The following is an 11,184-nucleotide window of genomic DNA, read 5'->3' as shown; positions in this document are numbered from 1 at the left end:
AATTTCGTCCTCGACCGCGAGAATCCGGACGAGATCGCCCGCGCCCGCGAATGCGTCAAAGAAACGTTCCAGCTTTCGGTCGATCTCGGCGGCACGATCAGCGGCGAACACGGCATCGGTTACGTCAAGGCGCCGTATATGGACTTCGCCGTCGATCCTCCGACGCTCGAGATTATGAAGGCGATCAAGAAGGTCTTCGATCCCAACGGAATCTTGAATCCGGGGAAGATGTTTGTTTAGTGTTTTCGATCCACCAATCGACACGAAGTTCACACGAAGATTTCATATTCGTGTGCGGAACCATATGAGAATTATCAAACGGCTGTTGGTTTTCGTTGCTTTTTCCTTGATATTGGGCATTGACCTCTCGGCCCAGCACCGCAAACTGACGGTTGTCCTTTTGCGGCACGCCGAAAAGGATGTTTCGGCGACCGCTGACAAGGTCAATCCGGTTCTGACGGCGGAAGGGAAACTGCGCGCCGAACGGTTGGTGAAGGTCGTCAAAAAGTACAAGTTCGACGCGATCTACTCGTCCGATTTCATCCGCACACGCGATACGGTCGCGCCGCTCGCCGCCAAGCGCGGACTGACGGTTCAGATCTACGACCACAAGGACCTGCCAAAAATGGCCGAGTTGATAATGAGCGGCAAGATCAAGCGCCTGCTGATCGTCGGGCACAATTCGACCACTCCGGCGCTGACGAATCTGCTGCTCGGATTAGAAAGATACAAACCGCTGCTCGAAACCGAATACGACAAGATATTCGTCGTCAAGATTCACAAATACAAACGCAAACCGACGAAAGTCGAGGAACGCGTAAAATCGTTCTGAACAAGTTCTGTCGCGATCAATATCCGGGTCGAAAGAGGAAGGGTAGACCGTGTGATCTGGTCCGCAAGCCTTTGCTCAGAAGTGATATTCCCCACCAAGCGGTGAGAATCACCCTTTTTTCATCGCCTGAAACTTGAAATCTCCAAAAATCCCGCAATTCCGCCCTGTTTCAAGATGGCACATCCCTTGCCCTGAATGTGAGGTGTAACTACCACTTAATGTTAGGAGGTGAGTAAGATGACTACTCCAAACCGAAAGGAGATTTATGTTCACGCAATCCGGTTTTGGGCTTTGCTATCCGGATTGGCTATTCTTATGTTTGCGGGAAGCACATTCTCTCAGCCTCCGCCAAACCCGGTTCCGCCTGCGGAAGTTATCGCGACAGGAGCTTTGATCATTCCGATGGACAATGTTCATCAGGGGAATTCGTCCGGAACGACGTTCAACCTGAGGTCGTACGGACTGGCAAACTACCTTCTGCAGAACAATATTCCGATCAAATGGGCAATAAAACCCGGTAAAGCGAAGGATGATGAGGACTTTAAGGCTTCATTCACCCGATATTCCGGCAATGCCGGCTCGGCCTCCGGAACGAACGTCAGTTTTTCCGGCGGGCCGTTCATCGTCGCGCCGGAATACGCGGTCATTGCAAAACCGGTTGTGACCGCTTTCAACAACATCATTTCCGGAACCACGGATGATGTCACGGTCTATCAAACGACCGCGTCGGCAACGATCGATATCCGCTACACGCTGACACATAAGCCGCGGATCGCGATCGGCCCCGACGGCGGCAGTTTCGGAACGCTTGTTCACCAATTGCTGCTGAATTCGGCCGGCATCGGCAGCGCATATTATGCGGCCGTCGATGATTCGACGATCAATGTGGGTTCGTGTTTTACGATCGCCACTCAAGCGCACTCGACGTCGACCCAATGGGTCAGCGGCTACCGCGCTTTTGTCGAAAGCGGCGCCAACTTGTTGCTTCAATGCGCGTCGATCAATACGTTCGAGAACAACGCTACATACGGGCGCTTTCAGACGACCTTGGGCTATAGCGTTTTTGGAACCAACGACGGCTCGGATGTTAACGGCACGCCGGCATATCCGAACGGCGCGATGCCATTCGGCCAGTTCCGCGGAAATCTGAACGGCGAGCAGGACGGTGCGATCACCGACTATTCGCTCGCCAGCGGTTCGGTCTTCCAGAACGGAACACTGATCGCGGCGCGGCACACTGGCAGCAACGACGACGTGTATATCGCAACCGTCTCGCAGGTCGGAAACACCGGACTTGGCGGCGGCTATGTCTTTGAAATGGGCGGCCACGACTACACGCGCGGCACTTCGTCCGACCTTACGAACATCAACGGACGACGAATGTATTTGAACTCGTTGTTCGTTCCGCCTTCACGGCCGGTGACGTGCGGACTCGACACTCCGACGATCTTCGGCTACAAGTGGGTAGCGCTGACGACCGACGTTCCGCCGACCGGATTGAGCCCGAACGACACGGTGACGTGGACGATAAACTATGTCAACACGGGTCTCGCGGCGGCGGCCAATTTTCAGATCGCGGATGTTCTCCAGTCCGATATTACGCTGGCCGGAACCGCGCCCAGCGCGGTCACGGTGACGGCAACAGGCACCGGGACGATCGCGGTCCGCAACGATTCTTATACGGGAATCGGGGCGAATACGAATCTTTTGGCTCCGGGCGCGGTGCTCGGGGTTAACGGACGAATCGCGGTGACCATCAGGACGACGATCAACAGCGCCTATTACGGCACGATCCTGAACTGGCCGCTGGCAACCGGCACGAACGTGTCCGGTTCCGGCGTACGCTCGGATACGCTTGACGGTACGGTTGTCACCACACAGGGCGGTGTCGTCGCTCCGTCGACGTCGATCTGCCAGGGCGAGGCCGGCATTGGCTGTACAGGGCCATCGGAAACATTCCAGACCCCTGGAATCGATCCTACCTGTCTCAGAATCAACGCACCGACGGCCGCCGAAGCGTCGTATTCCGGAGCGGTTTACACGGCGGAAGGCATCGGCATTCGCGGCGTGACCATCTCGGCCCTGAATGTCTCGACGATGGAGGTCGCCTCGGCAGTTACCAATTCGTTTGGCAACTTTGCGCTCGAGGGGTTGACGGTGGGTGACTTGCACATCGTGACGCTTCGCCACAAGAGTTTCCATTTCTCGAACAATGACTTCGGGTTGACACTCGACGGCGATGTCGTCGGAGCGAGACTCGTCGCCGATCCCGAAACCGAGTTGACAACACCGGCAAGTCGCGATTCCGTGGAACGCAAGGTCGCGCCAATTTCAAACCCGATCATCAATTCGGCGAACGCTTCGATAAGCGGCTACGTAGTTGACTTAAACAACATTGGTCTTCCAAACATCTCGATCTCGGCTGTCGACACGCTGAATGGCGGTGTTTTCAGAACGCGAACGAATTCGTTGGGATACTATTCGCTTACGGATCTTCCAACAGGCGTGGTTTACAATGTGTCCATCGCCAACAAAAAGTACGCGTTCTCAACGAATGCGCTGACTTTGTTTCTTCGCGATGAACTGTCCGATCAGAACTTCTATCTCACGAACGAAAAGTGAGAACTGAAGGTTATTCGGGGCATCGGAAACTCGAAATTTCCGGTGCCTCTTTTCTTGTCCCGGCTTTTCCCGCACGCCGGCCCGTTAACTTTTCCAAATCAACTTGCTATCATTTTGGCGCGCACGGACTTAACCATTCCGGGAGAATCGTATGAAAACCACCATCGGCTTGCTGCTATTGTTCATTCTTACTCAAGCGATTCCGGCTCAAAGCGTTTCATTCTGGGCCGAGCTAACAAAACTCTGCGGCAAAGCATATGGCGGAAAAGTCGAAACGGCGCCGGCCGACGACACGACGTTCAAGGGAAAGGACCTTTTGATGCAGATCCGTCGGTGCGACAAAAATCGCATTTTCGTTCCGTTCTTTGTCGGTGAGGACCGCTCGCGGACCTGGGTCTTTACGAAACTGAAAAACGGCCGGATCGAACTCAAGCACGATCACCGGCACGAAGACGGAACGCCCGACAAAGTGACGATGTACGGCGGCACATCGCCGAACGTCGGTTCTGCTATCCGGCAGATGTTTCCCGCCGACGACGAAACGGTCAAGGTGATCGCCGCCGCGGCGACCAACGTCTGGTGGGTCGATCTCGTCGCGGGCAGTCATTTCACGTACAATCTCCGGCGAATTGGCACCGAACGATATTTTTCGATCAGATTTGATCTGAAAACCGAGGCGCCGGCACAGCCCGCGCCGTGGGGTTGGGTAGACAAGAAATAGCGGCCTCTATGCGTTCAGACTCTTCTCTTCGTTGTGCGTCATAAAATAGACGGCGACAAACAACGTCACCAAAAGAATCGCAGCGGCCGTCCAGAAATTACGCTTGAGCGAATCCGCGTCGACTTGATTGACGGCGTTGTTGAGCAGATAACCGGTGAGCATCGGCGAGACCGCACGCGCGAGGCTCGCGGCCGATTGCATCACGCCAAGCGCCTTGCCCTGTTCGTGTTCGTGCGCGACCTTTGACGCAAGCGCCGTCAGCGATGGCGACGACAACCCGTTGCCGATGGCGAATCCGGCCGCGCCGATCAGCAATCCGATGAGCCCGAATGATTGCGCCGAAACATACGGGACCGCAAGAAAACTCACCAGTAAAATGAATACTCCGGCGATCACAAGCCGCGTCAATCCAAAACGCTTCGACAGTTTGTCGAGCAAATAGCCCTGCATTATGACCGCCAGCAATCCAACGTAGGCGAGAACATATCCGGTGTGCTCGGCGTCGTAGCCGAAACTGAATCCGGTGTAGAGCGGAAACGCCGTGTTCATCATCGAAAACGCCATCACAAGCAGAAAATACTGCAGCGTCAGGGACGCGAATCGGGAATCGCGAACCGATTCGAACAGTTCCCTCAATCGGCCCTTTCTTTCGCGGACCGGCGCGCCCGGCTTCAGTGATTCCGGCAGAATGAAGTAAAGCAGCCCGGCGTTCAGGAAACTCAGTCCGGCGGCCACGAAGAACGGGATCTCGTGCCCCCATTTGCTCAGGATTCCAGCGATCGCCGGCCCCATTATGAACCCGAGCCCGAACGCCATACCGAATAGGCCCATCCCCTTGGCGCGATTCTCGCGCGTCGTGACATCGGCGATGTACGCCTGCGCCGTCGACAGGTTGGCGCCGGTGATCCCACCGAGCACACGGCCGGCGAACATCATCGCCAACGAACCGGCGAGGCCGATCATCAGATAACCGATACCGGAGCCGATGATCGAAAAGAAAAGTACGGGCCGCCGTCCGGTCCGGTCCGAAAGACTGCCGAGAATCGGCGCGAAGAAGAACTGCATCCACGAATAGACCGATACCAACAAACCGATCTCAAGCGGAGTCGCCTGAAAATCCTGGGCAAAAAACGGCAAAAGCGGGATGACCATTCCGAACCCGAGCAGATCAAGAAAGATCGTCAGGAAGATGATCAACAGGGGTTTGGTGAAAAACTTTTGTTCGGCGGATTCCGTATGCATCTGGTCCAAAGTTTAGCAAATTATCTTAACGTAGTAGAATAACGGGAAATGAAACCGATCCTGGGGGAGTTTGTCACTTCAATGCAGAAATCGCACAAAATAAAGGTTTTAGGGTTGCTTGCAATCGTAGTGTTCTTTTCTATGTATCAAGAATCGCCGGCTCAGCGCAAAAAGCCGAAGACCAAACCGCCGATCGTTGACATAAAACCGGTTCCGCCCGCGATCGGTTTCACGATTGGAATGTCGAAACCGTGGACGCACCGGCTCGAGGTCGAGATGCGCGTCAGTTGGGCGCAAATGCCGCCGACGGCCGAGATCGTGATGCCCGTCTGGACGCCGGGAAGTTACCTTATTCGCGAATACGCGCGGCACGTCGAGGATTTTTCGGCGGAAACGCCGGGCGGCGCGAAACTTGTTTGGAAAAAGTCGAACAAGAATACCTGGGCAGTCGAGACCTCAGGGTCCAAAGAGCTCGTCGTGCGTTACAACGTTTATGCGAACGAACTTTCCGTGCGCACGAGCGAGCTCAATGCCGACCACGCGTTCATCAGTCCGGCGGCGCTGCTGATGCACCCCAAAGGCCAGATCGGTGCCGCTTCAACGGTTACGGTCGTACCGTTCGGCGATTGGAAGGTCGCGACCGGGCTGCCGAAAGTAGACGGTCAAACGAACGTCTTCAAATCGGAAAACTTCGACGTTCTCTACGATTCGCCCTTTGAGATCGGCAATCACACCGAGTTGAACTTCACGGTTCAGGGCAAACCGCACCGGTATGTCATCAACGGCGAAGGCAATTACAATCCACAAAAGCTCGTGCGGGATACGACGAAAGTGATTGAAGCGGCGTTTCAGATCTTCGGCGAACTGCCCTACACCGATTACACGTTTATCCTTAACCTTCGCGGCGGCGGCGGGCTTGAGCATTCGAATTCGACCGCGCTTCAGTGGAACCGCAACGGATTTGGCGGAGACCGCCATAACGATTTCATAGGCCTCGTCGCGCACGAGTTTTTCATCTTTGGAACGTAAAACGGATCAGGCCGGACGCGCTCGGGCCATTTGATTATTCGAACGAGAATTACACGCGTCTGCTGTGGGTCGCCGAGGGACGACGAGTTATTACGAAAACGTTTTGCTGCGCCGCGCCGGACTGATCACCGACAAAGAATTTCTTGCCGCGAAAGCGTCGATGATCCAGCAATTGCAGGAACGTCCCGGACGCTTGAAACCAGTCTCGAAGAGGCGAGTTTCGACGCCTGGATAAAGTTTTACCGGCCCGACGAGAACTCGGTCAATAACCAGATCTCGTATTACGACAAAGGCGATATCGTGAGTTTTGTTCTCGACATCGAGATTCGTACGGCTTCAAAGGGCGCGAAATCGCTCGACGACGTTTTCCGTCATCTTTACGACGAGTTTTTCAAGAAGAACAAGAACTACACGCCCGAGGACTTTCAGAAATCTGCCGAATTGATGGCCGGAAAGCCGCTCGGTGATTTCTTTCGAAATATGTCCGCGGCCGCGAAGAGATCGACTTCAATGCGATCCTCGGCGGCATCGGACTGCGATTGAATGAGGGCCGCGGCAAGGAGACCGCTTACCTAGGCGCGACACTTCGAGAGGCGGGCGGGACTCTGACGGTCTCGGGCGTGCCCATCGGGACACCGGCTTTCGAGCAGGGATTGAACGTCAACGATCAGATCGTCGCGGTCGATGGCCAGCGCGCGAGTCAGCAGTTTTTGCGGTCGTATCTGAACGAGAAGAAACCGGGCGACAAGATCAGGCTGACGGTCTTTCGCTTTGACCAGTTGCGCGACATTGGAGATCACGCTCGAGGGGCGTGGCCGCGCGAACTACTCGATCGTCAAGGTCGAGAACCCGACAGAAGATCAGCGACGGCTCTACAGCGACTATCTCGCGGCTGAGCTTAGGTAAAAATATGCGGACGAAGTTAGTATTTCTGGCTGTAATCGCGGCGGCGTTTTCGGTGGCCTGTCAGTCGAATGTTTTCAAATCACCGGCGATCGCTCCGGCGACCCTGCGTGAGGTTCCGTCGGTGAAACTCGGCTTTCGATATGAGGGGCGATGTTCCGCAGCCCGCGACGGCAAGTCAAAAACGCGGTTACGGAGGAACTTAATCCGGCCGTTCGGGCGGATTTTGACGGCAACCGTTCGGCCGACCTGCTCGCGAAGACGATCATTTCGCCGGACAACAAGCGAACTTTGGTGGCGTATAGTCGTGCCGGCGATCTGCCGGACACGTTTCGTCTGGATATGTACGGAGCGGACGGGAAGTTTCTTCGACGCGTTTCGCCGGACTCGATGGCGGTTGACTTTCTCGACAGCATCGTCTGGTCGCCCGATTCGACGAGCGTCGCCTTCGTCGCGATAACGCGCTCCGGCGGTTCCAGCCTTTCGACGATGCCGATGTCATCGAATTCGAACAGTACGGTTCCGGCGCTGGATTTGAATTCAAATACTGCCTTGCCCGTCGAACCGACTGCCGAAGCCACTCCGGCCCCGGCCCCGCCGCCGAACGTGCTGACGTTCCGAACCGAGCAGATCTACATTTGCACGGCGGAGGGGACGGACGTCAAGCCGATCACGCAGACTGAGAATCTGATCTACTATTACTTGTCTGGTCGCCGGACAGTTCGATGCTGGCCGCGCTCGCGACGCGACTCGACGAATGGCGCTACCTGGATGGCCGTCGCGAATCAAGCCGGCGAGAAGTTCGTGCCGGTCGGACGCCCGCGAATCATCGAAAAGAACGGCCGTGAGCGAACGCTCGATGACAGCCCGACCAAAGGTTCATCCGGTCTGGTCGCCCGATTCCGGGAAGGTCGCGGTCGCTTTCGACAAGCCGGCGCAGATCCGCGTTTATGACGCCATCGGCAACGCGCCGACAGGCCGCGATCCCGGCTCCGCAACCCGCTGTTGATCGTCGCAGGCATACGACCGCGCCAAGGACAACCAGGCCGAGCAGAATTCGAACGTCGCGCCAGGTGGTCGATCCGAATGCGGCGCAGGATGTGACGACGCTGCCGAACGAAAAGGATCTGGTTTCGTTTCAGCGATCATCGGACTCGATTGGTCGGCCGACAGCAATCTGTATTTTCAGACCGGCTTCGTGCGAGTACCTGAACTCATCTGAAGATCGATTCTCGAGTCTCCGTTGGCACAGGCTGGTTTTGAGCGCGCAGGGAAGCGGGTGATTTTCGATTTCGGATTTTCGATTTGCGATTTTGGGAATTGGGATTTCGGATTTCGGAATTGGGATTTGGGATTTGGGATTTTGGTTTGCGATTTGCCCCAGTCAGTACCGCCTGCGTGGAGCGGGCGGGCAACCGTTGGATTGGGGAGATGCCTGGAATCTGGAATGCCTGGAATCCGGTAATGCCTGGAATCCGGAATGCCTGGAATCTGTAATACCTGGAATCCGAATACCTGGAATCCGGAATGCCTGGAATCCGGAATGCCTGGAATCTGTAATACCTGGAATCTGGAATACCTGGAATCTGGAATGCCTGGAATCCGGAATGCCTGGAATCTGTAATACCTGGAATCTGTAATACCTGGGAATCTGGAATACCTGGAATCTGGAATACCTGGAATCTCTGTAATACCTGGAATCTGTAATACCTTCGAACAAATCTTATGCAATATACAAAAATCTCTGAAATCTACGATGCGAACGATCAGATTCGCTTGAAACTCAAGGCCGTGATCGGCGATCTGACCGAAGCTCAGGCGGGCACGCGGGAAAACGACGAGGGGTGGACGATCCGCGAGATCGTCGAACATCTCGCGATCGTCGGAAGACGGTATGACGAAGATATGTGCCGGCTTCTCGCTGGCGGGGCCGAAAAAGGGTGCGAAAGCCGACGGCGACGCAAAGATCTCGGGGGCGTTTCTCGAGAGAAGACATCCGCCTGGGGGCACCAGAAGGTCAAGCGCCGGAACGCGTGCATCCGACCGGCACAAAGTCGATCGCCGAATCGGTCGCCACACTCGACGAAAACCGCATTCGCCTGAACGATCTGCGGAGCGCTTTCGAAACTGTCGAATGCACGGAGTTCACGTTCCCGCATCGACCTTCGGCGATGTGAGCGCACACGAATGGCTCGCTCTTCTCGGCGCACACGAAGCGCCCCATTTCACAGATCCGAAGAATTTTGGCCGGCACTGAATAAACAAAATGCAGGAGCGAAATGCAGAGTGCGTGCAGAGTGCAAGTATGAACTATGCACTCTACACTTTGCACTCTGCACTCGGATCCAAGGCGAACCGCCGTTCGATTCTTGGGGCCGGGCCGTCGGGATGTCACCCGAAAGTCCGAACTGGCGGAAGTCGTACGTGTTGTCGACGCTTCTCCAGATGTCCACTGACCGGTCGACGGGCGGGAACACCGTGCTCCCGTCTTGTTGTCGCCGTCGTAGTTGCCGGCCACCGGGATGTCTTCACTGATACCGAACTGGCGGATGTCGTAGCTTCCGTTGCCCGAGTTCCAGATGAACCACACGCCTGTTGACGGTCTGTAAACCGCGATGTCGTCGCGTCCGTCGCCGTCGAAATCGCCCCGGACCGGCTTTGTCGCCAGGCGCTCCGGGAAGTGGAGATCGTGATGCCGCCGTCCGAACTGCGAACCGAAAGTACCAGTCGCCGGTCGAAGGACGGAACACCGTGATGTCTCCCTTGCCGTCGCCGTCCATATCGTGCGACATCGGGACGTCTTCGGCGATGCCGAACTGACGGATCGTGTAGCCCGTGTTGTTGCTGTTGCGGACGTACCACGTTCCTGTTTCCGACCAGCAAACCGCGAGATCGTTCAAACCGTCGCCGTCGAAGTCACCGCGAACCGGCCTGTCTGGTCGCGAAGCCGAACTGCGTTGCCGTCACGCCGCCGTCCGCGCTGCGGTTGACCTCCCAGACACCGAGGCCGTTGACGTTTGGAACACCGCACGGTCGGGTTTTGCCGTCGCCGTCATGAGTCGGCGACATCGGAACATCCGCCGCGTTGCCGAAACGCCGTTGCCGCGTCAAAGCCGGCGCCGTTCTGCGAGTACCAGGTTCCGGTTGACGGGCGGAAGACCGAGAGATCGTTGCTGCCGTCGCCGTCGAAATCCGAGTTGTGCGAATCGTTCAGGATTCTGCCGCCGATCTCGCCCGAATAGGTTATTGGCGCTGCCGATGACCGCGGACCACGAACCCATACGGAGAAGCTGGACTTGCTGAGCGGGTAACGCGTTGACTGTCGTCGCATTGAAGTGTCCCTCGCCTTCGGGACTCGGAACCACGCCGAGATCGACGATCGTCGTCGTCACGTCGCCGACAGTTACCTGAACACGAGCCGACGTCTGCGTGCTCGTGAAGCGGTTGAATTCACCCGTCACGGTCGCCTGTGTTTCGGCGGCGTTGAGAGCACGTTCATTTCGCCGATCGCATTGGTCGGACAGCCGGCGTCAGTGCGCGCCGTTCAGGTGACCTTCGAAGTAACGGCCCTGCGGAGTGCTGTTCCGGGCTCGGAAACCGGCGTCGGACCGCCGGCTGCTGTAAACGTTCCCGAAAGAACCGTCGTGCCGCCGTTCTTCATCGTGATCGTCGCGCCCGGAGTTACCACCGGAACCGTATCGCCGCAGTCGAACGGAGTCGAAGTCGGCCTTCATACCGCCGGTCTCAAGGACCAGACTGCCGATCGCCGCGTCGTTGATCGAAACCGCCAGCACGACGTTCCCGCGGGTAGATTGACTTGATAAACACGCGCTTC

15 protein-coding genes are annotated in these 11,184 nt (G+C 56.4%); 10 read left to right on the top strand and 5 right to left on the bottom strand.

Translation table 11 applies throughout. The features are described 5' to 3' along the window. The 4 genes from IPN69_17755 to IPN69_17740 all read left to right on the top strand — a co-directional run. Positions 1-240, top strand: a 240-nt coding sequence (locus IPN69_17755; GenBank protein MBK8812559.1) for a glycolate oxidase subunit GlcD, incomplete at its 5' end; no start/stop codon positions are given. Between the two features lie 64 nt (positions 241-304). Next, complete coding sequence (locus tag IPN69_17750; protein ID MBK8812558.1) at positions 305-832, top strand: histidine phosphatase family protein; 528 nt, start codon at positions 305-307, stop codon at positions 830-832. 402 nt (positions 833-1,234) lie between these two features. Beyond that, entirely contained in the window at positions 1,235-3,454 is a 2,220-nt protein-coding gene (locus tag IPN69_17745; GenBank protein ID MBK8812557.1) for a carboxypeptidase regulatory-like domain-containing protein, read from the top strand. Positions 3,455-3,605: 151 nt separating this feature from the next. Next, a complete protein-coding gene (locus tag IPN69_17740) occupies positions 3,606-4,175 on the top strand; it encodes a hypothetical protein (protein MBK8812556.1) in 570 nt (189 codons plus the stop codon). 6 nt (positions 4,176-4,181) lie between these two features. On the opposite strand, the gene IPN69_17735 is transcribed toward IPN69_17740, so the two are convergent. Beyond that, positions 4,182-5,426, bottom strand: a complete 1,245-nt coding sequence (locus tag IPN69_17735) for an MFS transporter (protein MBK8812555.1) — start codon at positions 5,424-5,426, stop codon at positions 4,182-4,184. Between the two features lie 132 nt (positions 5,427-5,558). Here IPN69_17735 and IPN69_17730 point away from each other — a divergent pair, with 132 nt between their 5' ends. From IPN69_17730 to IPN69_17715, 4 genes are all read left to right on the top strand, one after another. After that, on the top strand, positions 5,559-6,446 hold the full coding sequence (locus IPN69_17730) for a M61 family metallopeptidase (protein MBK8812554.1): 888 nt from the start codon (positions 5,559-5,561) through the stop codon (positions 6,444-6,446). 30 nt (positions 6,447-6,476) lie between these two features. Next, positions 6,477-6,989 carry a hypothetical protein gene (locus tag IPN69_17725; protein ID MBK8812553.1) on the top strand — a complete coding sequence of 171 codons (513 nt, stop codon included), beginning with the start codon at positions 6,477-6,479 and terminating at the stop codon, positions 6,987-6,989. Then, positions 6,986-7,342: a PDZ domain-containing protein gene (locus IPN69_17720; GenBank protein ID MBK8812552.1), complete on the top strand. Its 357-nt coding sequence runs from the start codon at positions 6,986-6,988 to the stop codon at positions 7,340-7,342. The genes IPN69_17725 and IPN69_17720 overlap by 4 nt, the downstream gene beginning before the upstream one ends. Positions 7,343-7,502: 160 nt before the next feature. After that, positions 7,503-8,303, top strand: coding sequence for a hypothetical protein (locus tag IPN69_17715; protein ID MBK8812551.1), 801 nt, complete (start codon positions 7,503-7,505; stop codon positions 8,301-8,303). Between the two features lie 231 nt (positions 8,304-8,534). Here the strand turns inward: IPN69_17715 and IPN69_17710 are convergent, their stop codons facing one another. Then, entirely contained in the window at positions 8,535-9,080 is a 546-nt protein-coding gene (locus tag IPN69_17710) for a hypothetical protein (protein ID MBK8812550.1), read from the bottom strand. Here IPN69_17710 and IPN69_17705 point away from each other — a divergent pair. Continuing rightward, complete coding sequence (locus IPN69_17705; protein ID MBK8812549.1) at positions 9,075-9,452, top strand: hypothetical protein; 378 nt, start codon at positions 9,075-9,077, stop codon at positions 9,450-9,452. The two genes, IPN69_17710 and IPN69_17705, sit on opposite strands and share 6 nt — an antisense overlap. 425 nt (positions 9,453-9,877) lie before the next feature. On the opposite strand, the gene IPN69_17700 is transcribed toward IPN69_17705, so the two are convergent. Genes IPN69_17700 through IPN69_17690 form a run of 3 tightly spaced genes read right to left on the bottom strand, consistent with a single transcriptional unit; the run spans position 9,878 to position 10,680 of the window. Continuing rightward, positions 9,878-10,249, bottom strand: coding sequence for a hypothetical protein (locus tag IPN69_17700; protein MBK8812548.1), 372 nt, complete (start codon positions 10,247-10,249; stop codon positions 9,878-9,880). 16 nt (positions 10,250-10,265) lie between these two features. Next, positions 10,266-10,418: a hypothetical protein gene (locus IPN69_17695; protein MBK8812547.1), complete on the bottom strand. Its 153-nt coding sequence runs from the start codon at positions 10,416-10,418 to the stop codon at positions 10,266-10,268. Beyond that, positions 10,402-10,680 (bottom strand): hypothetical protein, encoded by a 279-nt coding sequence (locus IPN69_17690; protein MBK8812546.1) that lies wholly within the window; start codon positions 10,678-10,680, stop codon positions 10,402-10,404. Before IPN69_17690 ends, IPN69_17695 begins: the two co-directional genes overlap by 17 nt. Positions 10,681-10,684: 4 nt before the next feature. Here IPN69_17690 and IPN69_17685 point away from each other — a divergent pair, with 4 nt between their 5' ends. Continuing rightward, the gene (locus IPN69_17685; protein ID MBK8812545.1) at positions 10,685-11,170 is read left to right on the top strand and encodes a hypothetical protein; all 486 of its coding nucleotides are present in this window, start codon (positions 10,685-10,687) and stop codon (positions 11,168-11,170) included. Positions 11,171-11,184: the final 14 nt, after the last annotated feature.

Source organism: Acidobacteriota bacterium, assembly GCA_016715115.1.
Taxonomy (GTDB): Bacteria; Acidobacteriota; Blastocatellia; order Pyrinomonadales; family Pyrinomonadaceae; genus JAFDVJ01.
This window is presented reverse-complemented; position numbering and strand designations above follow the sequence as displayed.